24 protein-coding genes are annotated in these 25,459 nt (G+C 70.1%); 1 reads left to right on the forward strand and 23 read right to left on the reverse strand.

Going from position 1 to position 25,459, the window contains the following annotated elements:
- Window positions 1-44 precede the first annotated feature (44 nt).
- Genes ACIBG8_RS23615 through ACIBG8_RS23655 form a run of 9 tightly spaced genes read right to left on the reverse strand, consistent with a single transcriptional unit; the run spans window position 45 to window position 5,875 of the window.
- Window positions 45-449: a flp pilus-assembly TadE/G-like family protein gene (locus ACIBG8_RS23615; protein ID WP_397345070.1), complete on the reverse strand. Its 405-nt coding sequence runs from the start codon at window positions 447-449 to the stop codon at window positions 45-47.
- On the reverse strand, window positions 446-811 hold the full coding sequence (locus ACIBG8_RS23620) for a TadE family protein (RefSeq protein WP_397346167.1): 366 nt from the start codon (window positions 809-811) through the stop codon (window positions 446-448). The genes ACIBG8_RS23615 and ACIBG8_RS23620 overlap by 4 nt, the downstream gene beginning before the upstream one ends.
- Entirely contained in the window at window positions 808-1,227 is a 420-nt protein-coding gene (locus ACIBG8_RS23625; protein WP_397345071.1) for a TadE family protein, read from the reverse strand. The genes ACIBG8_RS23620 and ACIBG8_RS23625 overlap by 4 nt, the downstream gene beginning before the upstream one ends.
- The gene (locus tag ACIBG8_RS23630; RefSeq protein ID WP_397346168.1) at window positions 1,224-1,445 is read right to left on the reverse strand and encodes a Flp family type IVb pilin; all 222 of its coding nucleotides are present in this window, start codon (window positions 1,443-1,445) and stop codon (window positions 1,224-1,226) included. The genes ACIBG8_RS23625 and ACIBG8_RS23630 overlap by 4 nt, the downstream gene beginning before the upstream one ends.
- Window positions 1,445-2,365 carry a type II secretion system F family protein gene (locus tag ACIBG8_RS23635; RefSeq protein WP_397345072.1) on the reverse strand — a complete coding sequence of 307 codons (921 nt, stop codon included), beginning with the start codon at window positions 2,363-2,365 and terminating at the stop codon, window positions 1,445-1,447. The genes ACIBG8_RS23630 and ACIBG8_RS23635 overlap by 1 nt, the downstream gene beginning before the upstream one ends.
- Window positions 2,358-3,206 (reverse strand): type II secretion system F family protein, encoded by an 849-nt coding sequence (locus tag ACIBG8_RS23640; protein WP_397346169.1) that lies wholly within the window; start codon window positions 3,204-3,206, stop codon window positions 2,358-2,360. Before ACIBG8_RS23640 ends, ACIBG8_RS23635 begins: the two co-directional genes overlap by 8 nt.
- Entirely contained in the window at window positions 3,206-4,474 is a 1,269-nt protein-coding gene (locus ACIBG8_RS23645) for a CpaF family protein (protein WP_397345073.1), read from the reverse strand. Before ACIBG8_RS23645 ends, ACIBG8_RS23640 begins: the two co-directional genes overlap by 1 nt.
- Window positions 4,471-5,199, reverse strand: a complete 729-nt coding sequence (locus ACIBG8_RS23650) for a hypothetical protein (RefSeq protein WP_397345074.1) — start codon at window positions 5,197-5,199, stop codon at window positions 4,471-4,473. The genes ACIBG8_RS23645 and ACIBG8_RS23650 overlap by 4 nt, the downstream gene beginning before the upstream one ends.
- 1 nt (window position 5,200) lies before the next feature.
- On the reverse strand, window positions 5,201-5,875 hold the full coding sequence (locus ACIBG8_RS23655) for a hypothetical protein (protein ID WP_397345075.1): 675 nt from the start codon (window positions 5,873-5,875) through the stop codon (window positions 5,201-5,203).
- Window positions 5,876-6,997: 1,122 nt separating this feature from the next.
- On the opposite strand from ACIBG8_RS23655, the gene ACIBG8_RS23660 reads away from it, so the two are divergent.
- The gene (locus ACIBG8_RS23660; RefSeq protein WP_397345076.1) at window positions 6,998-12,793 is read left to right on the forward strand and encodes an FtsK/SpoIIIE domain-containing protein; all 5,796 of its coding nucleotides are present in this window, start codon (window positions 6,998-7,000) and stop codon (window positions 12,791-12,793) included.
- Between the two features lie 211 nt (window positions 12,794-13,004).
- Here the strand turns inward: ACIBG8_RS23660 and ACIBG8_RS23665 are convergent, their stop codons facing one another.
- From ACIBG8_RS23665 to ACIBG8_RS23730, 14 genes are all read right to left on the reverse strand, one after another.
- Window positions 13,005-13,823, reverse strand: coding sequence for a maleylpyruvate isomerase family mycothiol-dependent enzyme (locus ACIBG8_RS23665; protein WP_397345077.1), 819 nt, complete (start codon window positions 13,821-13,823; stop codon window positions 13,005-13,007).
- Between the two features lie 336 nt (window positions 13,824-14,159).
- The gene (locus ACIBG8_RS23670) at window positions 14,160-15,080 is read right to left on the reverse strand and encodes a hypothetical protein (RefSeq protein ID WP_397345078.1); all 921 of its coding nucleotides are present in this window, start codon (window positions 15,078-15,080) and stop codon (window positions 14,160-14,162) included.
- Complete coding sequence (locus ACIBG8_RS23675; protein WP_397345079.1) at window positions 15,077-15,721, reverse strand: hypothetical protein; 645 nt, start codon at window positions 15,719-15,721, stop codon at window positions 15,077-15,079. The genes ACIBG8_RS23670 and ACIBG8_RS23675 overlap by 4 nt, the downstream gene beginning before the upstream one ends.
- Window positions 15,722-15,752: 31 nt before the next feature.
- A complete protein-coding gene (locus ACIBG8_RS23680) occupies window positions 15,753-16,670 on the reverse strand; it encodes a hypothetical protein (protein WP_397345080.1) in 918 nt (305 codons plus the stop codon).
- Window positions 16,667-17,059 (reverse strand): hypothetical protein, encoded by a 393-nt coding sequence (locus ACIBG8_RS23685; RefSeq protein WP_397345081.1) that lies wholly within the window; start codon window positions 17,057-17,059, stop codon window positions 16,667-16,669. The genes ACIBG8_RS23680 and ACIBG8_RS23685 overlap by 4 nt, the downstream gene beginning before the upstream one ends.
- A 170-nt stretch (window positions 17,060-17,229) precedes the next feature.
- The gene (locus ACIBG8_RS23690) at window positions 17,230-20,028 is read right to left on the reverse strand and encodes a BTAD domain-containing putative transcriptional regulator (RefSeq protein WP_397345082.1); all 2,799 of its coding nucleotides are present in this window, start codon (window positions 20,026-20,028) and stop codon (window positions 17,230-17,232) included.
- A gap of 6 nt (window positions 20,029-20,034) precedes the next feature.
- Window positions 20,035-20,454 (reverse strand): TadE/TadG family type IV pilus assembly protein, encoded by a 420-nt coding sequence (locus ACIBG8_RS23695; RefSeq protein WP_397345083.1) that lies wholly within the window; start codon window positions 20,452-20,454, stop codon window positions 20,035-20,037.
- Complete coding sequence (locus tag ACIBG8_RS23700; protein ID WP_397345084.1) at window positions 20,451-20,849, reverse strand: TadE/TadG family type IV pilus assembly protein; 399 nt, start codon at window positions 20,847-20,849, stop codon at window positions 20,451-20,453. Before ACIBG8_RS23700 ends, ACIBG8_RS23695 begins: the two co-directional genes overlap by 4 nt.
- On the reverse strand, window positions 20,846-21,247 hold the full coding sequence (locus tag ACIBG8_RS23705; RefSeq protein ID WP_397345085.1) for a TadE family protein: 402 nt from the start codon (window positions 21,245-21,247) through the stop codon (window positions 20,846-20,848). Before ACIBG8_RS23705 ends, ACIBG8_RS23700 begins: the two co-directional genes overlap by 4 nt.
- A gap of 94 nt (window positions 21,248-21,341) precedes the next feature.
- A complete protein-coding gene (locus tag ACIBG8_RS23710) occupies window positions 21,342-21,545 on the reverse strand; it encodes a hypothetical protein (RefSeq protein WP_397345086.1) in 204 nt (67 codons plus the stop codon).
- A 39-nt stretch (window positions 21,546-21,584) separates the two neighbouring features.
- Window positions 21,585-22,490, reverse strand: a complete 906-nt coding sequence (locus ACIBG8_RS23715) for a type II secretion system F family protein (RefSeq protein WP_397345087.1) — start codon at window positions 22,488-22,490, stop codon at window positions 21,585-21,587.
- The gene (locus ACIBG8_RS23720) at window positions 22,487-23,359 is read right to left on the reverse strand and encodes a type II secretion system F family protein (protein WP_397345088.1); all 873 of its coding nucleotides are present in this window, start codon (window positions 23,357-23,359) and stop codon (window positions 22,487-22,489) included. The genes ACIBG8_RS23715 and ACIBG8_RS23720 overlap by 4 nt, the downstream gene beginning before the upstream one ends.
- Entirely contained in the window at window positions 23,356-24,675 is a 1,320-nt protein-coding gene (locus ACIBG8_RS23725) for a CpaF family protein (RefSeq protein ID WP_397345089.1), read from the reverse strand. The genes ACIBG8_RS23720 and ACIBG8_RS23725 overlap by 4 nt, the downstream gene beginning before the upstream one ends.
- Window positions 24,672-25,457: a hypothetical protein gene (locus ACIBG8_RS23730; RefSeq protein WP_397345090.1), complete on the reverse strand. Its 786-nt coding sequence runs from the start codon at window positions 25,455-25,457 to the stop codon at window positions 24,672-24,674. Before ACIBG8_RS23730 ends, ACIBG8_RS23725 begins: the two co-directional genes overlap by 4 nt.
- Window positions 25,458-25,459 lie beyond the last annotated feature (2 nt).

A 25,459-nucleotide genomic window follows, 5' to 3' on the forward strand; every position in this document is an offset into this window, starting at 1 on the left:
GCTCGCCGACCGCCGGGCCATCGAGTGGTCGTTTTCGGTCTGGATCACCGCGCGTCCGGCGCCGCCGTCGCCTCCCCCTCCATCTCGGAGCCGGGGAAGCCGAGCGCGCCCAGGAAGAAGGCGGTCCACTTCACCCGCACCGCGACCGTCACCTCGGCCTGCGCGCCGCCGACCGTGCACGCGCCCATGGTCACGCCGTCGCCTTTGACCATCTCGGCCGCGCGATCGCAGACCTCACCCTCGCCGAGCAGGCGTGCCGTACCCGTGGCTCTGAGATGTTCGACGTCGATGCGGTCGGCCCCGGCTCTGGCGGCCTGCTCGGCGACGTCGGCCGCGCGCAGGCGGGCGTTGATGGCGGCTCCGCCGTCCACGAGCAGCCCGGCCAGCAGGAAGACGACCACGGAGAACAGGACGGTGAAGACCGACATGGACCCGCGTTCCGCGCTCATTCCACCCTCCTGAACTGCTCCAGGGGGACGACGGACGTGCCGGTGAGCTGCTTGGTCGCGTCGAACCCGAGGAAGGACAGGTCGAGCTGGCAGGTCACCTCGGCGTTGACCTGGCCGCCCTCCTTCCAGCTGGATCCGGCGAGGGAGACCGTGCACTGGTCGGCCATCTGGCCCTCAGCCGCCGCCTGCGCGTCGGCGAACGTGCGTTGCACGGAGGCGGCCCTGGCGGCGTCGCGGGCCGCGCCGTTCGCCTCGCCCTGCGCCTCGACCAGCCGTCCCGCACCCACGAGGAACATGAGGAACAGCAGGAAGACCGGCGCGAGCATCACCGTCTCCACCGCCATCGACCCGCGCTCGCTCATCCGCACGCGCCGCTCCCGTCGTCCGGGCGGAAACACTCGACGGGCCCGCCGAAGCGGGAGGTGATCGTGAAGGTGAGCTCGGGCAGCAGCGGGATCACCTGGACCGCGCTGCCGGTCACCGTCACGAACCGCTCGTTGACGCCCTCTTCCGTCGCCTTGACGTCGGGGTTGGACAGCAGCTTCGGCCCGATGGCGCGCACGATGTCCATGGCCTTGTTCTCCGCGTCCGTCTCCCAGCCAGAGGAGTCGTACGGCGCCGCCCTGGCGACCCGCGCCGCCTCGCGCGCGGCCGCGTCGGCCACCTGGCGGCCGTGGAACCACAGCGCCATCTGCACGATGAGCAGCACGGTCGCCAGGATGACCGGCATGAGCAGAGCCAGCTCGATGACGGTCGCGCCCCGGTCCTTCCGCGTCACTCCTTGCCGCCGCCCCCGCCGAAGCTGTTCTGGATGTCGCCCTGTTTCTGCTCGACCAGCGTCTTGATGAGCGTGGCCAGGCCCAGGGCGACACCCGCGATGATCGCGGTGATGATCACCCATTCGACGGCTGAGGCGCCTCTGGTCGGCGCGGTGCGTGCGCGGTGGATGCGTACCGACAGGCACGCCACCAGGTAGACGATCCACGGGTGGTTCATCACGACCCCAACATCTTCATAGCGGCGGGAAAACTGAGAAAGATCACGAAACCGGCGCAGAGCAGGAGCTGGGCGACGAGCATCGACTGCGAACGTTCGCCCGCGCGCCCCTCGATCTCGGCCAGCTCGCGGCGGCGCAGCGTGGCCGCGCGGGCGGTGAGGGAGGCGCGCACCTTGGCGCCGTCGTCGGCGACCAGGCCGAGCGCGGCCGACAGGTCGCGCAGCTCGTCGACGTTGATCTCCTCGCCGAGCTGGCCGAGCGCCTGCCACGGGGTGATGCCGACGATGCGGGCGCCGTTGAGCGCCTCCCTGATGCGGGACATGGCCCAGTTGGGCTGCTCGCCGCTGACCGAGACGGCCATCATGAGCGCTTCAGGCACGCCGCGGCCACCGGCGAGGTTCATGGAGACCAGGTCGAGGAAGGCCCCCACCACATGCCTGAAATCTCGGCGTTTGGCGGCAGCATCCCGGCGGATCTGCAGGTCGGGCAGCAGGAAGAAGACGAACGAGACGACGACCGCCGCCCAGAACGGGATGGCCAGCGAGGTTCCCCACTCCATGAGCACCAGCCAGCCGAGCAGCACGGGGAACGCCAGCAGCCCGGCGACGGCCAGCAGCACCTTGGTGGCGAGGAACCCCTCGAAGGAGCGGCCGACCAGGGTGAGGTCGGCCTTGATGCTCCTCGCCTCCCAGCCGCGTGCGCCGTAGACACGGGCCAGCCGTACGCCGAGGCCACGCCTGAAGGGGCTGACGTCCTCGTCGGGGAGGACGAGTTGCAGGCGCGGCGCTCCGGCGTCCTCGCGGACGGCGTCGAGCGCGAGCAGGCGCGCGACCAGGCCGGGACGGGCCGGGAAGAGCGCTCTCAGCAGCAGGAACAGGCCGAGCCCGAGGGCTCCCCCGCTCAGGACGCCCTCAACCATGACCGCCTCCCATCAGCAGCCGGGTCGGCTTGTCGAACCTGGCCAGGCGGCGCATCCAGGCGAACCCGGCGCCGAACAGCCCGGCCACGACCAGCAGGACGGCCTGGCCGAGCAGCGAGCCGTACTCGGCGACGTAGGACGGGTTGAAGACGATCAGGAGCCCGGCGAACACCAGCGCGGTGACCACGACGATCTGCACGCTGCGCCGGGTGGAGCGACGTTCCGCCTCGACGCGGCGGCGCATGTCGAGCTCCTCGCGGGCGGAGACGGCGAGCGCGCCGAGCACGTCGCGCAGGCCGGGGCCGCGCAGCTTGGAGTTGAGGATGAGCGCGGCGATCACCAGGTCGGCGGACGGGTCGTCGAGCTCGTCGGCGAACAGCCTGAGCGCGTCCTGCAGCGCCATCCTGGTGTGCAGCCGGTCGACCATGGCTCTGAGGTGGGGGCGGAGCTCGGGGGCCGCGGCCCTGATCGAGCTGGGGATCGCCTGCTCCAGGCCGGCGGCGCCGGCGATGGTGTCCCTCAGCGACTCCGTCCAGGCGGCGAGGCCTTCCAGGCGGTGCATGGCCGCGCGTTCCTCCTTGGCGCCGCCGGACATTCCCCGCCAGGCGAACACCAGCAGGACGGCTCCGGCCGCCATGACCGGCCATCCGGTGACCACGAGGATCAGCGCGGCGCTGCCTCCGGCGATCGCCGCCCTGGTCGAGAGCGCTTTCAGGATTTGTCGCCCATTGGTGGGCTTGTCGGGTCGGGGGCGCAGGCCGTACACGGCCAGGATGAGCAGGAACAGGCCGCCGCCGGCTGCGGCGCCCGACAGGATCGTCAGCGGGTCGAGAGTGATCATCACCAGCCCTCCAGCTCGGCTTGGACGGGGGCATGGGGTACGGCTGCGCCGGTCGGGCCTGGCGCGAACACCTCGCTGGACAGGACGCGGCCGTCGACGCCGTTGACCTCGCGGATGCTGGAGACGTAGCGGCGCAGGGTGCCGCCCCTGCTGTAGTCGTTGCGCTTCTCGATGAAGACGACGAAGTCGATGGCGCCGGCGATGAGCATGTGCGTGGCCTCGATGGGAAGGCGCTCGCTGGCCTGCAGGGCGTAGGTGGAGATGCGGTTGAAGACCTCCATGCTGCTGTTGGCGTGGATGGTCGACAGGGAGCCGTCGTTGCCCTGGGTCATGGCGTTGAGCATGGTGACGATCTCGTCGCCCAGGACCTCGCCGACGATGACGCGGCTCGGGTTCATGCGCAGGCTCCGCCGTACGAGCTCGGCCATGGTGATCTCGCCCTGGCCCTCGGAGTTGGGGAGGCGTTGTTCGAAGGCGACGACGTTGGGGTGGAGTTCGGGAAACTGGTCGAGGCCGAGTTCGAGCGCTCTTTCCACGGTGATGAGGCGTTCCGCCGGGGGGATCTCGTTGGCGAGCGCTCTGAGCAGGGTCGTTTTACCGGCATTGGTGGAACCGGCGATCATGATGTTCTTGCGCGCTCTCACTGCTGCAGTAAGAAACGCCTCGATCTCCGGATTTATCGTGCCGTTGCCTACTAGATCGGAAAGGAACACCTTGCCCATGCGGGCTCTACGGATGGAAACCGCCGGCCTGAGGGTCACGTCCATCACGGCGCTCAGCCTGGAGCCGTCGGGGAGCCTCAGATCGAGCTGGGGGTTGGCGGTGTCGAACGGCCTGCTGGACAGCCCGGAATAGGCGGCGAGGATCTGGATCAGCTCGATGAGCTCCTCGTCGGACTCGGCGACCGGCTCGCGCATGATCTCCTGGCCGTCGGAGTAGCTGACGAAGACGCGGTCGCAGCCGTTGATGTCGATGTTCTCGACGTCCTCGTCGTCGAGCAGCGGCTGGAGGCGGCCCACGCCGAACAGCGCCGCATGGATTCCGGCCGCCAGGCCCTCCTCCTCCTCGATCGTGGGAGGGGTACGGCCCAGCCCGATCTCGTTGCGCGCGTGCTCCTCCAGGACCTGGGAGATGAGGGCTCTGGCGAACTGGCGCTCGTCCTCGCCCGACATGGGCGGGATGGCGTTGGACTGGTCGAGGCGGCGCTGGTGGGCCAGGCGGTCGCCCACCTCCTGGCGGAACCGCTTGACGAGCGTGTGGTCGATCATCGCGCCCCCCTGACCTGGGCCGACAGCCGCCCGGCGAGTTCGCGTGCCGTACGGATCAGGAGGGATCTGTCGAGCCTGCCGCCCCACTGGCCGCGCAGGAGCTCGGCGCCCTTGGGGTCGTAGGCGAGGCCGTGCACGTGGGCCACGTGCTGGCCGACGATCCTGCGCACGTCGTCGATCGAGGACTTGTACTGGCGTGGGTCTGCGATCACCACGACGGCGTCCGCCTTGCTGATGGCGAGCCGTTCGCGCAGGTGGGCGACGTGGTCGAGGCTCGCCCTCGTGATGAACACGGTGTGCGCGGCCTCGGCGATCAGGTCGCCGAGCTCGGGGTGGGCGCCCATCCTTCCGCAGTCGGCGAGCACGTCGGCGTTCGGCACGGCGGCGAAGGCGCGGCCCAGCGGGCCCCACATCCAGGTCAGCCCGGCGGCCTGCTCCCCGTGGGTGACGCCCGCAAGGATGTCCAGCCCGCCGACGATCTTCTGGGTGTGCTCGTGCAGCTGGGCGGGCTCCAGGCCGCGCCTGGCCGTTGCGCCGAGCGTGAGCAGGCCGCGGCCGGGGTTGATCACGCCGCCGTCGGCTGCGGGCAGCCGGTAGGCGAGGTCGCCGCCCGCCGGGTCGCACTCGGCGAGCAGCACGGGGCGCGGCCACACCGCTGCCAGGGCCGTCGCCGCCGTCGTGACGCCCGGCGCGCCCTTGTCGGCGGCCAGAACTATCAGCGCCACCTCAGCGCGCTCCCGGCAGTTCGGCGATCGCGATCTCGCCCGCTGACGCGTACCCGAGGATCTCGGGGGAGACGGACGAGTCGACGATCACGGTGACCAGCCCGGCGAGGCCGGTACGTCCTGGTTCGCCGACGCTGTGCACGAGCGCGCTCTGCGCGAGGACCCTGGCCTGGGTCTGGGTACGCCCGGGGACGTGCACGATCTGCACCCTGTCGCCTTCGTGGAGACCTGCGGGCACCTGGCCTGGTTTGAGGGCGAGCCCGACCTTCGCCTTGCCTGGGCCTAGCTCCTCGCTGGCCTTGACGGTCATCTCGCTGGTCAGGAGGGTTCCTGGGACGATCGTGACGGCGGCGAACGTCTGGATCACCTCGAACCTGCTCTTCCACGGGACGTAGGCGATGCCGGTATCGGCGATCTGCACCTCTTCGAGGGCCTGCGGGGTGATCTGCTGGCCGTTGCCGATCTGCTGGGTGACCCTGATGGCGGAGATGCGGTCGCCGCTGCGCATGACGAGCAGCGTGGTGGCCAGGGCGCCGCCGAGGATGAGGAGGACGGCCAGCGCCGCGAGCGCGGGTTTCCGCTCGCGCGGGGGGACGGGGAGCTTGCGCGCTGCAGGACCGGAGAGCGCGCCGCTCGGTCCCGTCGCGTTAACGGCGGGCTTTTCACTGGTCCTCATGGGTGGGGGGCTCCCATATTTGTGAATTACGGAATTCACGCCATTATGTGCACCCGATTGGGGGGACGGGGCTCAAATGCGAGGACCCATGCTCGTTTCGCAGGTGGGACACTGTCAACAAGAATTGAACTAAACCCATTGTTTTGTTTGAGTTGCCGGGTATCGCTATTCCGTGATATCTGTCACTTGAATCACATTTATCACTTTATTCTCTGTCGTGTCTTCCTGAACTCATTCAAACTGTGACATCCTTGCGGCATGGCCCGGCTGCGCGGGGAGCGATTTCGCCCCTTCTTCGCCCGTTTGGGGGTACGGCTGCGCCGCTCTGCGGCTGAGTCGCCGTTGGTGGGGCGGGTGACGGGCGGGCTGCATCGGGCGGCTACGAACCTGGCTGAGGTCACGTCCGAAATGAACGCGTACGCAGGGCTCCTTGAGGAGAAGGCCGGGGAGCTGCGAGAGCGCACCCGCCGCACGTCAGACCACTGACCCTGAGGCCTTGGGCAGGGGTTCTCCACAGGTTATCCACAGGATTTGCCGGGTTGTCGGGCAAAATCTCCTCCCGTTTTCCACAACCCTGAGCGTTGTCCACAGGCCTTGGGTCATCACCGTGCGTTATCCACACCTGGCGGATTCCATACCCGTGCCGTCAACCCGGACGCCTAACCTCCTCGATGGCGCTACGTTGACGCCGACCTACGCCCACCCCCACCCCCACCCACCCACCCACCCCTACCCCAACCACCCACCCCACCCACCCCACCCCCGCCATCAGCCTCCAACCCCAACCCCGATCTCAGCCCCAACCCCAACCCCAACCCCAGCCCCCGCCATCAGCCCCAACGCACCGCCTTCCACCCGCCCCCACCCCCGACCTCAGCCCTAGCCCCCGCCTTCAGCCCCAACGCACCGCCTCCCGCCCAACCCGACCGCCGCCTTCCGCCCCAACGCCAACCTCAGCCCAACCCGGCCCTGCCTTCGGCCCCAACCCCGCCCCTCCGCCTCACTCCGCCCACCCCACTACCCCCGCTCTCACCCGACCGCCCCCATCTCCCGCCCTTCACCCGACCTCCACCCCACCAGCGAGCACCCCCACTCCCCCGCCGAACCCCGAGGAGACGGCATATGCGGATCATGCTCACCGTGCTCGACGAGCGCGGCGATCGTGACGTCATCGTGGAAGGCGACCCCCACACCACAGTGGCCCAGGTCGCAGAAACCCTGACCAGCACCGACGAACCCCTGGCCAAGGTCGTCCGCCTGACCCGCACCCGCGCCCCCTACGGCATGTCCACCCCCTCCACGACAACCCCCACCCCCCGTCCCCCAGACCGCGACGACCGCCTGAGCCACGACGACGGCCCCACCCTGTGGCGCAACGGCAAAACCCTGGACCCAAGAGCCCCAGCAAGAGCAGTCCTCCACGACGGCGACCGAGTAGCCCTGACCCCCGACCTCGCCCGCAGAACCGTCATCGACGAACCAGGCGGCGTAGCCGAGATCCGCGTAGTAGGCGGCCCAGGCGCAGGCTCCGTACACCGACTGGGCCTGGGCGTCCACGTCATCGGCTCCGACACCACCTGCGCGATAGCCGTACCCGACCCCACACTGCCCCCCGAAGCCGCAATCCTCCGCATAACCCCAGAAGCCATAACCATCGAACCCGTCCGCCACGCACCCCCCGCCCCAAGGCTCAAACTCAAGGGCCGCTACGCAGAAGACGTAGCCGACCTGGTAGAACGCGCCGAACGAGCCTCCCACCCCACCCCGATCAACCAGGCCTCCACCCACCCATCCCCAGGGCGACGCACCCCCGACCCGCACGACCCGTCGCCCCGCACCACACCGGCAAGCGACCCCAGACGGCGCGACCCCGACGACCCATCGGGACACAAGCCGTCAGCACGCGACCCCAAGCGCCAAGCCCCCGACTCCCGCGACCCATCAGGACGCGACCCCAGGCGACGCGCCCCAGAGGATCTTGCCCCCACCCCCCGCACCGGCACCGTCGCCCACCAACCGCTCCTGGCCGACCACCCCCTCACCGACCCGGCGGACTGGCCGGAACACGCCCTCCTGACCTGCGGCTCCTCCCTCCTCTCCCTCACCGCCATCGAGCCACCCGACGCCCACCTGGCCCCCCGCCCAGAAGGCGGCGTCGCCTACAACCGACCCCCCAGACTCCGCCGCCCCGAGCCGGAACGCCACCTGGAACGCCCCCAGGAACCACGCAGATCCGACGGCATCCGCCTCCAACTCCTGGCCGCCCTCCTCCCAGCCGTCCTGGGCGTCACCCTGGCCCTGGTGCTCGACCAGTGGTACTACCTGCTGATCGCCTTCATGACCCCGCTCATCATGATCGGCCAGTGGTTGAGCGACCGCCGCCACGGCCGCAAGCAACACCGCCAAGCCCTCAAACAGTTCAAGATCGACATCACCGACTTCAACGAGGCCCTCGAAGAAGCCAGGCACCAGGACGAGCTCACCCGCAGATCCGACGCCCCGGACCCGGCAGAGCTCCTGCTCACCGCCACCGGCCCCCGCCGACGCCTGTGGGAACGCAGGATCCACGACCCCGACGCCCTCAGGCTGCGCGTGGGCCTGTCCGACCTCCCGGCCAACCTCGAGATCACCGAAGAGCACGGCGACCCCGTGGACCCCCCGCTCTGCCACGCCGTACCCGTCGCCCTGCCCATGCGCCGCCTCGGCGTCGCCGGCGTGACCGGCCCGCGCGGCACCGCCACCGCCCTGGCCAACTGGCTGATCGGCCAGGCAGCCACGCTGCACAGCCCGCGCGACCTCGCCGTCGTGGTCCTGTCCGCCCACGCCGACGGCCACGAACGCTGGGGCTGGGTGCGCTGGCTCCCGCACTGCACCCCGCACAGCGGCGAGGACTGCGTCTCCCTCATCGGCGCCGACCCGGAAGGCGCCGCCCGCAGAGTGGGCGAACTCGCCACCCTCATCGACGAACGCCTCAACACCACCATCCCGGACTTTGGCAAAACCCCCACAGGCTGGGACGACCTAGGCGGACCGGAAACCCCGAAGGAACAGGCTTTCGCCACCTACGACGAGCGCCCGTACGACGTCCTGGTCATCCTCGACGGCGCCCAGGTACTGCGCGGACTCCCAGGCATGCCCCAGGTCCTCCGCCAGGGCCCCCGAGCCGGCGTCTACACCCTGGCCATCGACGACGACCAGCGCCTCCTCCCCGAGGAGTGCGCAACCGTCGCCACCTGCGCCCCGGACGGCCTGGTACGGCTGCGCGGCGGCGGCCTGGACGCCCTGGGCCCGATCCTGGCCGACCAGGTGTCCGAGTCATGGTGCGACCGCCTGTCCAGAGCCCTGTCCCCGATCCGCGACGTGAGCCGAGACGACCCAGCAGGCCAACTCCCAGAAGCAGCCCGCCTCCTGGACCTCCTGCGCCTCCCCACCCCGACCCCCGCAGAACTGGCCTCCCGCTGGACCCCCCAAGGCTCAACCAAGGCTCTGATCGGCATAGGCCCAGAGGGCCCGTTCACGATAGACCTCACCCTGGACGGCCCTCACGCCCTGATCGCAGGCACCACAGGCGCAGGCAAGTCAGAGCTCCTCCAGTCCCTGATCTGCTCCCTGGCCGTAGCCAACCGCCCCGACCAGCTGACCTTCGTCCTGATCGACTACAAGGGAGGAGCGGCCTTCAAGGAGTGCGTACGGCTCCCGCACACGGTCGGCATGGTCAGCGACCTGGACGCCTATCTGACCCGCCGAGCCCTGGACTCCTTGGCCGCCGAGATCAAACGCCGAGAACGCCTCCTCCTGAACGCCGACGCAAAAGACATAGACGACTACCAAAGCCTCCTCTCCACCACCCCCTCAAGGCTTCCAACAGCCCACCCCCGCCCACCGCAAACCCTCACCCCATTCCGCCCCAAGCCCTCCACCAACCCCACGGATTCCTCCCCCTCAAACACCCCCTCACCCAGCCCGTCCACCGCCACCCCGCCCTACCCGCAGACCCCGCCTCGGCCCGACACCCCGCCTCACTCGCAGACCCCGTCCGAGCCCCGACCCGGCACCCCGTCCGACCCACAGACCCCGTCCCAGCCCCGACCCGGCACCCCGTCCGACCCGCAGGCGCCGTCCCAGCCCCGGCCCGGCACCTCCCCTACTCACGCGCAGGACTCATCTCAGCCTCGGCCCAACGCCTCTCCAGCCTCCGCGTTCGACGCCTCCCCGGCACGGCCGTTGGACGAGCCTTCGCCCCGCACAGGCGCCTGGGTCGCCGCCTTCCGCAACACCCCGGCGAGCCGTCTCTTCGACAAACCCACGACCCGCGCAGCGTTCTCCCAACCACCCGACCAACCCACGCCGGCCCGAGAGCCACTCCCCCGCCTGGTGCTGATCATCGACGAGTTCGCGGCCCTCGTAGCCGAGCTCCCCGACTTTGTCAGCGGCCTGGTCGACATCGCCCGCAGAGGACGCTCCCTGGGCATCCACCTCATCCTCGCCACCCAACGCCCAGCCGGAGTCGTCACCGCCGACATCCAGGCCAACACCTCCCTGCGCATCGCCCTGAGAGTGACCGAACCAGCAGAATCCACAGACGTCATCGACCTCCCAGACGCCGCCCACATCTCCAAGTCCACCCCAGGCCGCTGCTACGTGAAGTCAGGCTCAGGCACCGCGCAAGCCGTACAGACAGCCAGAATCGGCGGCAGAAGCGGCACAACCCACCTAGCCCGCCCGGTAAGAGTCATCGACCTCAACTGGCGCACCCTAGGCAAGCCCCTCCCCCCACCCCAGGAGACCACCGACGACTCCGTAGTGACCGACCTGACGACCCTCACGAACGCCCTCATAGAGGCAGCCCACCTGTCCAACACCCCCACCCAGCCCAGCCCCTGGCTGGACCCCCTCCCCACCCACATCGTCGTCCCCTTCCCCACCCGACCCCAAGAGGCCCCATCCCCTCTGGACGCGATGGACGCGATGGACGCGACGGACCCGACGGGCGCGACGGGCGCGACGGGCGCGACGGGCGCGACGACGGCCACCAACCCCACCGAAGCGGCAGATGCGTCCCCAGGCCTCAACACACACCCCCAAGGCCTGCCCGTCCGCCTCACCCGCGCAGAAGGCCCCCCAACCCCCGACGATCACTGGCCAGAAGTGGAGCCGCTGCAGTTCGGCGTGACCGACCTCCCCTGGGCCCAGGACCGCCGCCCCCTGACCCTGGACCTCGAACACGGCGGCCACCTCCTCATCGCCGGCGCCGGCCGCAGCGGCAGGTCGACAGCCCTCCGCACCCTCGCAGGCGCGATCGCCGCACACACCTCCCCAGCCGACGTCCACATCCACGCCATCGACTGCGGCTCAGGCGCCCTGCTCCCCCTCGTCGCCCTCCCCCACTGCGGCGCCGTAGTCACCCGCGACCAGCTCGACCGCGTAGAACGCCTCCTCGCCAGACTCCGCGCCGAGATCGGCCGCCGCCAGCAACTCCTCGCCGAAGCCGGCCACGCGTCACTGGCCGAGTACCGCCGAGCCGGACACCGCCTGCCCTGGCTGGTCCTGATGCTCGACCGCTGGGAGGGCTACGTCGCCGCGTTCGAGGGCTACGACTACGGCAGGCTGACAGAAGCCCTGCTCCAACTCCTCCGCGAAGGTGCCGCCGTAGGGCTGCGCGCAGTGGTGACCGGCGACCGTTCCGCATTGCTCGGCCAGGTGTCCACGGTCTTCGACGACCGCCTGCTCCTCCGCCTCGCCGACCCAGCCGACTACGGTCTTGCGGGCTTCCCCATCAAGGACCTCCCCACAACGATCCCCCAGGGCCGAGCCCTCACCCTGGGCGAACACGGCATAACCGAAAGCCAGATCGCCCTCCTGGCCGCCGACCCCTCCGGCCCCGCCCAGGTAGCCACCCTCCAGTCCCTGGCCCGCCAAGCCTGGACCCCCACAAACCCCCACACTCCCGCGACACCCACGGGCTCCCCAACCCCGCCAACCCAGCCCAACCCCACGACGCCCGCACGCTCCCAAACCCCGCCAACCCAGCCCAACCCCACGAGGCGCGCAGGCTCCCAAACCCCGACAGCCCAGCCCGACCCCGCGATGCCCACCAGCACCGAACCCAGCACACCCTTCACCGCCATCGAAGACCTCCAGACCGCCCACAGTGCGGCAGCAACCATCGGCGATCAGCCGGACGCAGGCACAGAGCCGAATGGACGACGGCGGTGGTTGTGGGACGGCGAGCCACCCCTCCGCGTAGACGCCCTCCCCATGCGCATAACCGCACGTCAAGCCCTGGACCTGACCCCAGGGTTCACCAACCCGTCCCCCCTATGGGCCCTACTGGGCGCGGGCGGCGATTCGCTGGCGCCGCTCGGGATCGACCTGCTCACCCAGGGCCCAGGCGCGGTCATAGCCGGACCCACCCGCTCCGGCCGTTCCTCCGTCCTGCTCACCGCCGCAAGATCCCTGATCGCGTACGGCACGCCGGTCATCGCCGTCGTCCCCCGCCGCAGCCCGCTACGCGACCTGGAAGGAGCCCTGGCCGTACTGGACGGCAACGGCACCGGCCTCCAAGACCTCATCGCCGACAGGGAGCGCTACGTCGTGATCGTCGACGACGCCGAGCTGATCAACCCCGACGCCCCCCTGGGCCTGGTGCTCGACGACATCCTCAGAACCGGCAGGGACGGCGAACACGGCCTCATCCTCGCCGGAGCCACAGGCGACCTCGCCACGGCGTACCGCGGGTTCGTAGCAGAGACCCGCAAGTCCCGCACCGGCCTGTTGCTGTCGGTGCAAAGCCCAGCCGACGGCGACCTGTTCACGGTACGGCTCCCGCGCGGCGCAGTGGGCGGCCCCCCGGGACGCGGCCTCCTGGTAACCATGGGCGCCCTAACCCCCATCCAATCCGCCCTCCCCACCCCGTAACCCCAACCCACGACCTCCAGCCCCGCCCCGCAACCCTCAGCCCGCGCCCCACCTCACGACATCCTCCCGCCCGCTCACGCACCCCACCCATAGCGCACCCGTACTCCATGGCACGCCTCTCCCCCGAACGCCTCCGCAGAGCGGGGGCCCGCACCCTCTCGATGGGGTGCCGCAGCGGACCTCATGTCCGCACGCCTTGCCGTCCGACTGGCTATACGGGAGGGACGAGGACGAAATAGCGCTCGACCAGCGCCTTGTCGCCACTCACCTCAAGCTGTTCCGCTGGGAGTCTGTGCCACAGGACCAGCATCAGGTCCGACGCAGTGCCTGCCAACGCCACCTCCGCCCCTCCGGGTGAAGCAGGCCGGTCCACACCCGAGCTGACGGACATGTGCACGTCGGGGCCGTCGAACGTGACGGTCCAGGTGGAGGGGCCGTCGGTTTGGCGGAAGATGTACCGCTCGCCGTCCCCAGGTGGGGCCTGGGTCCAGATGCGTCTGGCTGGGGCCATCACTTCGAAGGTCTGCGTGACGGCGTCGGCGGCCAGTTCCGGGTGGATGGGGGTTGGGGGTGTGATGGTGTTCTCGGCATCCCATCGGTGGATGGCGGCCTCGATGGTCTGCATGCGGAGCCAGAAGCCGACGGTCTGCTCCGGGGACCAGGTCCAGACCTTCTCTGATGGGTCGGTGGTGGCGAACACGCTGGTGAGCGTGGCGGCGCCCTCGACGCAGTAGTCGACGAGCGCTGTCGGCAGTGGGCCTCGGTGGGGTGTCTGGCCTGGGATTGGCCAGCCGGTGCGGTCGGCTGGCGGGTTGTAGATGGACGGGTCGTCGTGCTCCGGTGCGGTGGAGGAGCGTTCGCGGATGACGTGGGTCACGTAGCGGTGGACCATGCCCAGGTGCAGGGCCAGATCGGCCATCGACCACTCGGGGCAGGAGGGGACCATCGGGGCTTCACCGCTCTGGGCCACCGTACGGATCACCGTTGTGAACGCTTGGACCTCTCGCTGGAAGTGAGGAACGTAGTCCATGCCCACCACTGTGCCACTGGGCCCTCGCGCAAAGACAGCGAGTATTCGCCGCCCCCTCGCAGACGAAGGGTGTGGGGATCACGGAAGGGGCGCCCACCCTCGCGAGAGTGGACCCGAGTGAGGGCGCCCCAGGGCCTCTCCCTCGCGAGACCTCCCCCATGGGTCCCATTCGTGGGGGTGCGCCTGAGGGGGTGCGCCCGTAGGGGTGCGCCCAAGGGGTCTTCCCCGCGGGTGTGCCCAAGGGGGCGGCGCGGCAGGGCGCGGTGGCGCGGCGCGGCGGTGGCGCGGCGGTGGCGCGGCGGTGGGGGTGTGCCCATGGGGGGCGGCGTTGGGGGGTTATTTGCGGACGGTGGATTGGATTTCGTCTACCTGGAGGGTGGCGCTGGAGGACACCTCGCCTGGCGGCAGGGCGATGCCTACGTTGCTGGTCACCGTCCAATGCTGCGTGACGGTGATGGTGTAGCGGGAGCCCAGCGAGGACTTGCTGAAACGGACCCAACAGCCCGATCCTAGCGATGCCCCCTTACGGTAAACCGGGCACTGGGCCTTGCCGTCCTGGACCTGCCCTGGGCCGTTGGTGGTGATGGTTACTCGGCTGGGCCGGGCGGTGATCGTGGCGGACAGAGCCGGGAAGCCTGGTACCTCGGCGGTTACCCTCACCGGGCGGACTCTCTGGGTGCCTACCCAGGTTTCCAGGCCCACGTACGAGCGGCCGCCTGGGGGGTTGATGCGGATCACCGGGTCGGGCAGGGTGAGGTTGGCGCGGGCGATCCTGGCCAGGTCCCAGGGGTCGATGAGCTGGTCGTTGGCGGCAATGGGAGGCGTCGGACCCACGTACTTGATGAAGGGGTTCGTCGCCTGGAAGCAGGCTTCGCCCTCGGGGGTCTTGTCGTGGGTCAGCGCCCAGAAGACCTTGCCGGATTCGCCCTTGTGGGGCTCTATCTCCTTCATCCAGGCTTCCAGCCAGACCTTGGCCAGCCCGGGCATGATGATGCCGACCAGGTCGGCGATCATCTTGACGAACGCCTCCAGCTCGCCAGGTGTGAACCGGGGCTCGTACCAGCACTTGGGTGGGTCGAAGTCGGGTGGCAGGTTGACCTTGCCGCTGGGCGAGTACCCGCTGCCGTGCAGCCGCACCTGGGTCTCGATGTAGTACTGCTTGCCGTCCCCACCTCCCGTGGGATCGGCGGAGGCGGGTAAGGCCGTACAGAGGGCGACGACGAGCGTCGTCAGCAGGGCGAGCAGGCGCTTGGTCATCGGCACTCCTGGACCGTGGCGTCGGTCATGTACGCGGCCACCTGCCAGCCGCCCCCGTCGGGCTGCCGCATCAGGATCCGCATCTGGTATCGGGAGGTGGCGCGCTGGCCGAACGTCCATCGCTCGGCGCCGGAACTGATGGACTTGGTGCCGACGCGAGACTCGTCGGCGCACAGGACGAGGTTCACGCCGTTGGTGGTCGAGTGGGCCTTCAGGAGGCGGGCGCGGAGCACGCCGGTCGGCCGTACCCCCTCGCCACGCCAGCTGGCGACGGTCTGGGGGAAGACGGCCAGGCCGCTGAGTGGTTCGATCTCAGGCAGGAATGCCTGGTAGCGGCGGTCGCTCCCCTGGGCGGTGATCGCATACCACCAGGCGCGCCAGAAGTCCCCGAAGGCGCGTACGGCGGCTTCGCCGTCCCCCTTGTAGGCCGGATAGATGACCTTGAAGTCGGAGGGGAAGGCGAAGCGGGTGGAAGCAGGGCTGGGAGCCGCCGAGGAAGGACGCGGAGAAAGATCAGGAGACCCCGAAGGCGAAGCACCCAACGGCGAGGCGCCCGAAGGAGCGGCATCGAAGCCGGAGGACGCTGAAGGGGCACAGGCGGTGAGCATGAGCACCACACCCACCACCGGCCACCATCGCATCAAAAATCCCCCTATTAACGGAAATCACAGCCTACTTGCGAACCGTTGACTGGATCTCGTCAACACGCACAGTCGCCGTAGAGGAGACCTCACCCGGCGGCAGGCCGATGCCCACGTTCGTGGTCACCTCCCAGTGCTGCGTCACCGTGATCGTGTACCGCGCCCCCAGCGACGACTTGCTGAACTTGATCCAGCACCCGGAAGCCAGCGAGGCCCCCTTCTGATAAACCGGACAGTCAGCCTTACCGTCCTGCACCTGACCAGGCCCGTTGGTGGTGATCTCCACCCGCGTAGGCACAGCGTCGATGCGCGCCGAGATCTGCGGGAACCCCTCCACGAACGCCTCGACGTAGAGCGGCTCGTGCGCAGGAACCCCCACCCACGTCTCAAGCCCCACATACGACGTCCCACCGGGAGGGTTGATCGTGATCACCGGGTCAGGCAGCGTCAGGTTGGCCCGCGCGATCCGCGCCAGGTCGATCGGGTCAATGATCTTGTCTCCGCCAACACGCGGCGGCGTGGGACCGACGTACTTCCAGAACGGGTCGGTCGCCATCATGCAGTCCCACCCGGCGTCGGTCCCGTCGCTGGTCAGGAACCAGAAGATCTTGCCGGACTCCCCCGAGTGCGGCGCGATCTCGGCCAGAGCCTTCTCCTTCCACGGCCCGGCCTCCTTCTGCCCGTCCGGGTCGTGGTGCATCGCGAACCACACCCGCTCGATGAAGTCCTTCATCTCCTCGTAGTTGTACTCAGGCTGGTACCAGCACTTGGGCGGGTCGAACCCCGGCGGGACGTTCACGTGCCCGCCGCCCTTGTGATAGCCGGGCCCCTGCAGCCGCACCAGGTTCTCGACGTAGTAGTTCTTCCCGTCACCGTCGGCCTGAGCCGGTACGGCGAGCGCGCCTAAAACGCTCACCAGCACGACCATGACCGCGAACAGCCGCTTCATCTTCCGCACTCCTTCGCGGGCAGGCTCTGGAATCGCGAAACGCGCCATCCGTCGGTGAGGGACATCACGATCCGCATCTTGTAGTGCGATCCCCACCCGGTCCTGCCGTTCGCACGCAGGCGCGTCTCGTCCGCGCAGACGACGAACGCGACACGGGTGGGGGTCGCGGAAAGCAAGGTGAGTTTGTCGGCCTTGACGGTCCCGGCGGGTTTGGCGCCGACGGCCGTCCAGGTGCCGACCGAGGTGACGAAGTCCTTGGTGTCGCCGTAGGGGTCGGTGAGGTCGAGGTAGGAACGGTAGGACGCGTCGGTCGCCCAGAAGGCGCGCCAGAACTCGCCGAACGCCCGCACCCCGTCCGCGCCGTCCCCGGTGTAGCCGGGGAAGTTCACCTTCAGCCCACCAGGGAGTTTTACCGGTGAAGGCTTAACAGAAGGGGAAACAGCGGCAGACACCACCGGGACAGGCGATGCAGCTGTGGCTGTGGCTGTGAAACCGTGTTCCGGCGCCGAGCAGGCCGCGGTGAGCCCCGCGGCCAGGACGACGACCATCCCCCGCTTCATCACACGGCCTGCGCGGGTACGGCCGACGGCAGCAGTTCCTCGATGAGCGCCTCGGTCTCCGGCACCAGCCGCCCCCAGTACTGGGCGTTGGCCGCCCGCTGACGCAGCGTCGACACCCAGAACTGCAGTGTGTTCATGTCCCCTGTGGCGTGCGCCGCCCGCAGCAGGTCGCGCCACAGCGCCTCGTCGCCCTCGGAGACCCGCAGCCCCGCCAGGACCGCGGTGATCGCGCCCTCAGCGTCGCCCGCGCCGAAGCGCAGCTCCCACAGCCGGTGCGCCGCGTCGGACACCCTGGCCATGACCTCCGACTCCGCCTGGTCGCCTGCCAGCCACAGGTACCGCCCCTGCGGCCGGTCGGCCAGCAGCGGACCTCTGACGAGGTTGAGCGCGTGGTCGAGCATGGCCATCTCGTTGACCCGGTCGTGCCGCGCGAGCCGTCCCAGCTCCTTGAAGATCTCCCAGTCGACCCGCACCTCGGGCCCCAGGTGGAGGCGGCCTTCGAGGTCGAGGTAGAGGTTGGGGCGCCCGTTGCTGTCGTCGCCGAGCCAGTCCATGGCCCGGTCGATGACGGCGTCGCGCACCGACTCCTCCACGCCGCGCGGCCACAGCGCGCCGGCCAGCACCCGAGGGTGCACGCCGCCGGGGTGGGTGGCGACGTAGGCGACGAGCTCCTGGCACTGGGCCAGGCGGTCCTGCTCCAGCGGGTGCGGCGCGAGCACCTCGACCGCGCCGAGCACCCGGATGTCCACCAGCGGGCGGAACCCGGCGTGCAGCTGGTGCGCGGCGGGACCGGAGGGCTCCGGGTCGTTGAGCGGCAGCCCGTCGTGGCTGGAGGCGGTCCTGAACAGGTCGATGACCTGCCGGTACTGGTCGTCGGGCAGCAGCTGCGCCTTGACGTTGAAGCCGAGCGCGGGCAGCGCCGCCTGGCCGTGCGCGTCGACCTCCCACTGCCAGACCGCGCCCGGTGTGGCCTCGCCGGCGATCAGGTAGCCGGAGGCCAGGCGCGCGCCGGTCTTGGCGAGCTCGGCCAGTCGCTGCCCCTCCTCCGGGGTGGGCGCGACGGCCGACAGCAGGTAGGTGGGCATCCAGGCCTCGCCGTACGAGCCCCTGGCCCGGCCGGTGAGGACGGAGTCCGCCCCGACGGCGGCCAGCGCCTGCTGGACCTCGGCCGTACGGGCCTCCAGCGCGGGCAGCGCCTCGGCCAGGCTGCCCGCCACCTTGATCCGCTCCGGCGCGATCAGCGCCAGCTCGGCGCCGAACCCGACCAGGACCAGGTTCATGTGGTCGGACCAGCGGTTGGTCGCCAGCTCCACCGCGACGGCCGCGAGCGCGGCGGTCGTGTAGGGCGCCGGGCCGCGCAGGTTGACGATGCCGTGCGCCGCCTCCAGGTCGACCAGGACGCGGCCGCCGTCGTTGGCGCCGATGGACACCAGCCCCGGGTAGGGGGCGAGCACGCCGGAGACCGCGTGCTCCGACATCCGCAGCCCCTCGGTCGCGTCGAGCCGCCAGACCTGGCCGCCGTCGACGGCGGTCCAGGGCGCGGGCGCCTCCTTGTCGCCGGGGTGGATCCACAGGTCGAGGTGGGTACTGGCGAGGAAGGCGCCGTAGACGGTCGGCGGGGTACGGCCCTGCTGTCCGAGCTCCTTGTTGAGGTGGCGCAGCCCCAGGTCGAGCAGCCTGGTGCCCTGGACGTCCGCGCCGAGCAGCATGGCCTTCTCGGCCAGCGCGCCAGGCCCGGAGGGCAGCGGCACCCGGCGGCCGAACGCCCGGTTCCACAGCTGCTCGCGACGGCGCCTGCCGAGCGCGGCGAGCAGCCCGGCGGCGGCCAGCGAGGCGGCGGCGACGTAGTCGGGCAGCGCCGACAGGTCCCAGCCCTCGTCCTGCGCGGCCTGGACCTGCGACTGAGGCTGGACGTACTCGCGAACATTCATCGTCTGTTCGGGATCGACCTGCGATTCGACCATGGACGGCATGCTCTCCATGTCGGCCTGGACGTGCGCCTGCTTGCCGCCGAGCTCGGCCGGCTTGTCCGGGTGCTGGTCCAGCGTCTCCTTGCGGCTCTGGTCGGCGTCGACGATGTGCACGTTGCGCGCGTCGTCCGGCATCTCGAGCACCCAGCCCGGCCTGATCAGGCTGGCGATGTGCAGCTTGGTGCCGTCCGGCTGGACCTTGTGCTTGTTGAGCTCGTAGATCTCCTTGTAGCGCCGCCCCTCGCCGAGGCACTTCTCGGCGATCTCCCACAGCGACTCGTGGTGCCGCCCCTCGGGCGGTTGCACGCTGTAGACCTTCTTGACCTTCTTCACCGTGGTCAGCTGCTCGACCTCGTCGTGCGCCCCGGCCTGCGCCTGCTCGGCGCTCGCCATCTGCGAGGCGGACGAGGCGGGACCTGCGGCGCTGGACACCGCGGTGGCGATCGGCGCGACCACGGCGGCCGCGGTGAACAGCAGGAGCGCGGCGGTGACCAGGCGGTGGGCGAGCGCCTGCGGCCCGCGCGCGAACGGCACCTGCGACGGCACCCCGACCCGGCGCACGCCGGACCAGAGCTCGACGAAGATGCACACGACGAGCTGCCCCCACGCCAGCCAGACGAGGATCACCAGCATGTCCATGACCGTGCTGAAGCCGACCTGCCTGGTCAGCGCTTCGAGGGAGAAGCTGGTCGGCAGCGGGTTGCCGTAGAACCTGATCAAGGCGTACGGCACGCCGCCCGCGAGCCCGAGAAGCGCGATGACGGACAGGATGCCGAGCAGGATGTCGCCGAAGGTCCGCGACTCCACACGCACGGGTTGTCTAGACATTTCCTCTTACCCCACGCCTGTCTGCGGTCCGGCGGTAATGGTGGCCGACATGGTGCCGCCCTTGATCCCCAGAACGGTCAGCAGGAACGCGTCCCACTTGATCTGGATGGAGACGGTCACCTGGTTGCCGCCGCTCACCTGGCAGCTGTTCATCACGGCCGCCGCCTCCGCGTGCGCCGAGACGATCCGCCCGGCCCTGCCGCAGGCTTCCCCTTCATTCCTGATCACGATTTTTCCGGACGAGCGCAGCTCGTCCTCGTCGATGGTGTCAGCGCCCGCCCTGGCGCCCTGCTCGGCGATGTCGGCGGCGCGCAGCCGCGCGTTCATCGCGGCTCCGCCGTCCACGAGCAGCCCGGCCAGCGCGAACATGGCGACGGAGAACAGCACCACGAAGACGGCGGTGCTCCCCCTCTCGCGCTCGTTCACCCGATCCTCCTGAACTGCTCGAGCGGCGCGACCGCCGAGGCGGTCATCTCCTTGCTCGCCGAGAACCCGAACCCGGCGACGGCGCCGAGGTCGAGCTGGCAGGTGACCTGCACGCGCACCTGGCCGCCCTGGGTCCAGTTGGTGCCCGCCATGTTCACGGCGGGCGACTTGCACGCCCCGCTCAGTGACGACCTGGCCACCTCGCCCGCCGCCCGCTCCGCCGCGCCCAGATCGCGCATCACGGAGGCGGCGCGCGCCGCGTCCCGGGCCGCGCCGTTCACCTCGCCCTGCGACTCGACCATGACGGCCGCACCGACCAGGAAGAGGATGAAGATCAGGAGCACCGGCGCGAGGAGGACGGTCTCCACGGCCATGGAGCCGCGTTCGCGGTTCATCCACACCCTCCGGAGCCGTCGTCGGGGCGGAAGCACTCGATCGGACCACCGAACTTCGAGGTGATCCTGAACGTCATTCCGGGCAGCAGGGGGACGGCCGCGACGGCGTCGCCCTGCACGGTCACGCCGCGCTGGCTGCCGTTCTCCCAGGCCTGCACGGAGACCTTGTCCAGCATCTTGGGCCCGACGGACTTGACGATGTCCTGGGCGCGCTTCGTCGCGGCGCCCTGCCAGTCTCCCGAACCGTCACCGACGCCCGCCGCGCGTGCCACGCGCGCGCCCTCCCTGGCCGCGGCGTCGGCCACCTGCCTGCCGTGAAAGATCAGCGTGAACTGGACGATCAGCAGGATGACGATCAGCACGACCGGCATGAGGATCGCCAGCTCGACGACCGACACCCCGCGATCGCCTGATTTCAGGCGTCGCCGTACCACCTCCCGCCAACGCGGCGGCAGGTGTCCGCGCAGTAGAGAGCGTGCGGTCACTGTTCGGTTATCCGCCCGTGCCGGTGCCGAAGCCCTTGCTGATCTCGGCGGACTTCGAGGTCACCAGCCCCTGGATCACCGTGGCGAGGGCCAGGGCGACACCGGCGATGATGGCCGTGATGATGACCCACTCGACGGCGGAGGCGCCGCGGCTGGGGGCGTTCTTCGCCCTTTCGACGCGCGAGGCGAGCATCGCCCGCAAGTAGATCACTACGGGTGAGTTAATCGGATTCATGGGACACGTCCCCTTTCATGATCCCAACATTTTCATGGCGGCAGGAAAGCTCAGGAAGATGAGAAACCCGGCGCACAGCAGGAGCTGGGCGACGAGCATCGACTGGGAACGCTCGCCGGCCTGGCCTTCGACTTCGGCCAGTTCGCGGCGGCGCATGGTCTCGGCGCGGGCGGCGAGCGACTGGCGCACCTTGGCGCCGTCCTCCGCCACCAGCCCGAGCGCTGAGGACAGGTCACGCAACTCGTCCAGGTTGACCTCCTCGCCGAGCTGGCCCAGGGCCTGCCACGGCGTGATGCCGACGATGCGGGCGTTGGACAGCGCGTCACGCACGCGCGACATCGCCCAGCCGTCGCCGATCGAGGACGCCATCATCAGCGCCTCCGGCACGCCGCGACCGCCGGCGAGGTTCATGGAGACGAGGTCGAGGAAGGCGCCGACCGCGTGCCGGAAGTCGCGGCGCTTGGCCGCGGCGTCCCGCTTGAGCTGCACGTCCGGCAGGAAGAAGAAGATCGCCGCGATGAGGATCGCCGACCAGATCGGGATCGACAGCTGGAAGTTCCAGCCCATCAGCGAGATCCACCCGGCCAGCAGCGGGGCCGCGAGCAGCCCCGAGGTGGCGAGCAGCGCCTTGGTGGCGAGGAAGCCGTCCCAGGAGCGGGCGAGCAGGGCCAGGTCGGCGCGCACGGAACGCATCTCCCAGCCGCGCTGGGCGTAGAAGTTGCTGACCGACTGGCCCAGGCGCTGCCTGAACGGGCTGACCTCCTCCCTGGTGATGACGCTGATGGCCACGGCGGACTCGCGCCGCAGCCCGTCAGTGGCCGACAGCCTGGCGGCCAGGCCAGGACGGGACGGGAACAGCGCCCTGGAGAGGACGAACAGGCCGAGCCCGACGAGGGCTCCGGCGATCAGCGCCATGGTCATCGCGGCACCGCCTCGGTGTCTACGGGGGTGACCCTGGCCAGCAGGCGCTCGGGCTTGGTGAACTTCGCCAGGCGCCGCATCCAGGCGAATCCGGCACCGAAGAGCAGCGCCACGACGAGGAGCACGACCTGGCCCATCCAGCCGGAGTACTCCTGCACGTAGGACGGGTTGAAGATCACCAGGATGGCGGCGAAGCCCACGGAGGCGCCCACGACGATCTGGACGCTGCGCCGGGTGGAGCGCCGCTCGGCCTCGACCTTGGTACGGACGTCCAGCTCCTCGCGCGCCGAGCCGGCCAGCGCGGAGAGCACCTCGCGCAGGCCGGGGCCGCGCAGCTTGGAGTTGAGGATGAGCGCGGCGATGACCAGGTCGGCCGACGGGTCGCCGATGTCGTCGGCGAACCTGTGCAGCGCGTCCGACAGCGACATGCGGGTGTGCAGCCGGTCGACCATCGCCCTGATGTGCGGCTGCAGGGTCGGCGCCGCCGCGCGGATCGAGGCGGGGATCGCCTGCTCCAGACCTGCGGCGCCGGCGATCGTGTCGCGCAGCGACTCGGTCCAGGCGGCCAGGGCCTCGAGGTTCTTCATCGCCAGGCGTTCCTCGGCGGCGCCGCCCGCGATGCCGTTCCAGCCGATGACCAGCAGGCCGGAGCCGACCGCGATCACCGGCCAGCGGGTGAGCACCAGGACGACCGCGCCGACCACGACGGCCAGGCCGAGCTTGGCGGCGAGCTTGCGCAGCTGCTCCTTGCGGTCGACGTCGTTGCCCGCCTTGGGGCGCACCTCGGTGCCGCGGACGAACATCGCGAGCAGGAACAGCCCGGCCACGAAGAACCCGCCACCGATCGTGGCCATGAGCATGTTGTTCATCGCCACCCCCCGTAGGAGGGGTCGTAACCGTAGTGGGCGAGCTCCTCAGCGCACTGGATCGGCGCGTGCGGCATCGCCGCCCCGTCGTGGCCCGGCGCGAAGATCTCGCTGGACAGCACGCGGCCGTCGTGTCCGGTGACCTCGCGGATGGACGAGATGTACCGGCGCAGCCGCCCGCCCCTGCCGTAGTCGTTGCGCTTCGTGATGAACACCACGAAGTTGATCGCGCCCGCGATGAGCATGTGCGTCGCGTCGATCGGGAGGCGCTCGTTGGCCTGCAGCGCGTAGGTCGCGATGCGGTTGAACACCTCCATGCTGGAGTTGGCGTGGATGGTCGACAGGGAGCCGTCGTTGCCCTGGGTCATGGCGTTGAGCATGGTGACGATCTCGTCGCCCAGCACCTCACCGACGATGACGCGGCTCGGGTTCATGCGCAGGCTCCGCCGTACGAGCTCGGCCATGGTGATCTCGCCCTGGCCCTCCGCGTTGGGGAGGCGGTGCTCGAAGGCGACGACGTTCGGGTGCAGCTCCTGGAACTGGTCCAGCCCCAGCTCCAGCGCGCGCTCCACGGTGATCAGGCGCTCGTGTGCCGGGATCTCGTTGGCCAGGGCGCGCAGCAGCGTGGTCTTCCCGGCGTTCGTGGACCCGGCGATCATGATGTTCTTGCGAGCCTGTACGGCTGCCGCCAGGAAGCGGCCGATGTCCTGGCTGATGGTGCCGTTGCCGATGAGGTCGGGCAGGAACACCTTGCCCAGGCGGGCGCGCCGGATCGACAGCGACGGCCGGACGGTGACGTCCATGACGGCGGACAGTCGCGAGCCGTCGGGCAGGCGCAGGTCGAGCTGCGGGTTGGCGGTGTCGAACGGCCTGCTCGACAGGCCCGAGTAGGCGGCGAGGATCTGGATGAGCTCGATGAGCTCCTCGTCGGACTCGGCGACCGGCTCGACCATCTCCTCGCGCCCGTCGGCGTAGGAGACGAAGACGCGGTCGCAGCCGTTGATGTCGATGTTCTCGATCTCGAGGTCGTCGAGGAGCGGCTGCAGTCGGCCGACGCCGAACAGCGCGGCGTGGATGCCGGCCGCGAGCGCCTCCTCCTGCTCGGCGTTCGGCGGGGTGCGGCCGATGCCGATCTCGTTGCGCGCGTGCTCTTCGAGAACCTGGGAGATGAGGGCGCGGGCGAACTGCCGCTCGTCCTCGCCGGACATGACGGGCAGCCCGTTGGCGGCGTCCAGCCTGCGCTGGTGCGCCAGCCGGTCGCCCACCTCCTGGCGGAACCGCTTGACCAGCGTGTGGTCGATGATGCTGCGCTCGCTCATGCGATCGTCCCGTAGCCGGTACGTGCCAGGTGGCCGGTCAACGTCGTCGCCAGCTCGCGGGCCGAGCGGATGAGCAGGGTCCTGTCGAGGCGGCCGCCCCACTCGCCGCGCAGCAGCTCAGCGCCCTTGGGGTCGTGCGCGAGGCCGCCCAGGACGAGGTCGGGCAGCCCGGCTCCGGACAGCACCCGGCGCACCTCGCCGATGGCCCTGCCGTACTCCTTGGGCTCGGCCACGACCACGACGCCCACGGGCGGCGGCGTGCGGGTGCGCTCGGCCAGGGCGGCGCCCAGCGAGGCGACGCGGTCGCGCAGGTGCGCGACCTGGTCGAGGTGCGGGCGGACGATCAGCACCACCATGTCGGACGCCGCGAGCAGGCCGTTGAGCGCCGGGTAGGAGCCGATGCGCCCGCAGTCGAGCACCACGTCCGTGTCCGGCAGCGCGCGCAGCGCGTCGGCGAGCGGGTCCCAGAGCCAGGTCAGCCCGGCCGCCTGCTCGGCGCCGGTGATGCCGAGCAGCACGTCGAGGCCGCCGATGAGGCGCTGGCAGTGTTCGAGCACCTGCTGCGGGCCGAGGCCCTTGCGCGCGGCCGCGCCCAGGCTGAGCAGGCCGTGCGCGGGGTTGAGAGCGCCGCCGTGCTCCCCGGGCAGCCGGTAGGCGAGGTCACCGCCGGCCGGGTCGCACTCGGCGAGCATGGCCTGGCGCGGCCAGACGGCGGCGAGGGCGGTCGCCACGGTGGTGACACCGGGCGCGCCCTTGTCGGCCGCCAGAGCGATGAGCGCCATGG

The organism is Nonomuraea sp. NPDC050556, assembly GCF_044457355.1.
GTDB lineage: Bacteria > Actinomycetota > Actinomycetes > Streptosporangiales > Streptosporangiaceae > Nonomuraea.

What these genes read in the sequence shown, in the direction of transcription:
- ACIBG8_RS23615 (WP_397345070.1), bottom strand. Translation starts at nt 449, where the DNA reads ATGAGCGCGGAACGCGGGTCCATGTCGGTCTTCACCGTCCTGTTCTCC.
- ACIBG8_RS23620 (WP_397346167.1), bottom strand. Translation starts at nt 811, where the DNA reads ATGAGCGAGCGCGGGTCGATGGCGGTGGAGACGGTGATGCTCGCGCCG.
- ACIBG8_RS23630 (WP_397346168.1), bottom strand. Translation starts at nt 1,445, where the DNA reads ATGAACCACCCGTGGATCGTCTACCTGGTGGCGTGCCTGTCGGTACGC.
- ACIBG8_RS23635 (WP_397345072.1), bottom strand. Translation starts at nt 2,365, where the DNA reads ATGGTTGAGGGCGTCCTGAGCGGGGGAGCCCTCGGGCTCGGCCTGTTC.
- ACIBG8_RS23640 (WP_397346169.1), bottom strand. Translation starts at nt 3,206, where the DNA reads ATGATCACTCTCGACCCGCTGACGATCCTGTCGGGCGCCGCAGCCGGC.
- ACIBG8_RS23645 (WP_397345073.1), bottom strand. Translation starts at nt 4,474, where the DNA reads ATGATCGACCACACGCTCGTCAAGCGGTTCCGCCAGGAGGTGGGCGAC.
- ACIBG8_RS23655 (WP_397345075.1), bottom strand. Translation starts at nt 5,875, where the DNA reads ATGAGGACCAGTGAAAAGCCCGCCGTTAACGCGACGGGACCGAGCGGC.
- ACIBG8_RS23660 (WP_397345076.1), top strand. Translation starts at nt 6,998, where the DNA reads ATGCGGATCATGCTCACCGTGCTCGACGAGCGCGGCGATCGTGACGTC.
- ACIBG8_RS23665 (WP_397345077.1), bottom strand. Translation starts at nt 13,823, where the DNA reads ATGGACTACGTTCCTCACTTCCAGCGAGAGGTCCAAGCGTTCACAACG.
- ACIBG8_RS23670 (WP_397345078.1), bottom strand. Translation starts at nt 15,080, where the DNA reads ATGACCAAGCGCCTGCTCGCCCTGCTGACGACGCTCGTCGTCGCCCTC.
- ACIBG8_RS23675 (WP_397345079.1), bottom strand. Translation starts at nt 15,721, where the DNA reads ATGCGATGGTGGCCGGTGGTGGGTGTGGTGCTCATGCTCACCGCCTGT.
- ACIBG8_RS23680 (WP_397345080.1), bottom strand. Translation starts at nt 16,670, where the DNA reads ATGAAGCGGCTGTTCGCGGTCATGGTCGTGCTGGTGAGCGTTTTAGGC.
- ACIBG8_RS23690 (WP_397345082.1), bottom strand. Translation starts at nt 20,028, where the DNA reads ATGTCTAGACAACCCGTGCGTGTGGAGTCGCGGACCTTCGGCGACATC.
- ACIBG8_RS23700 (WP_397345084.1), bottom strand. Translation starts at nt 20,849, where the DNA reads ATGAACCGCGAACGCGGCTCCATGGCCGTGGAGACCGTCCTCCTCGCG.
- ACIBG8_RS23715 (WP_397345087.1), bottom strand. Translation starts at nt 22,490, where the DNA reads ATGACCATGGCGCTGATCGCCGGAGCCCTCGTCGGGCTCGGCCTGTTC.
- ACIBG8_RS23720 (WP_397345088.1), bottom strand. Translation starts at nt 23,359, where the DNA reads ATGAACAACATGCTCATGGCCACGATCGGTGGCGGGTTCTTCGTGGCC.
- ACIBG8_RS23725 (WP_397345089.1), bottom strand. Translation starts at nt 24,675, where the DNA reads ATGAGCGAGCGCAGCATCATCGACCACACGCTGGTCAAGCGGTTCCGC.
- ACIBG8_RS23730 (WP_397345090.1), bottom strand. Translation starts at nt 25,457, where the DNA reads ATGGCGCTCATCGCTCTGGCGGCCGACAAGGGCGCGCCCGGTGTCACC.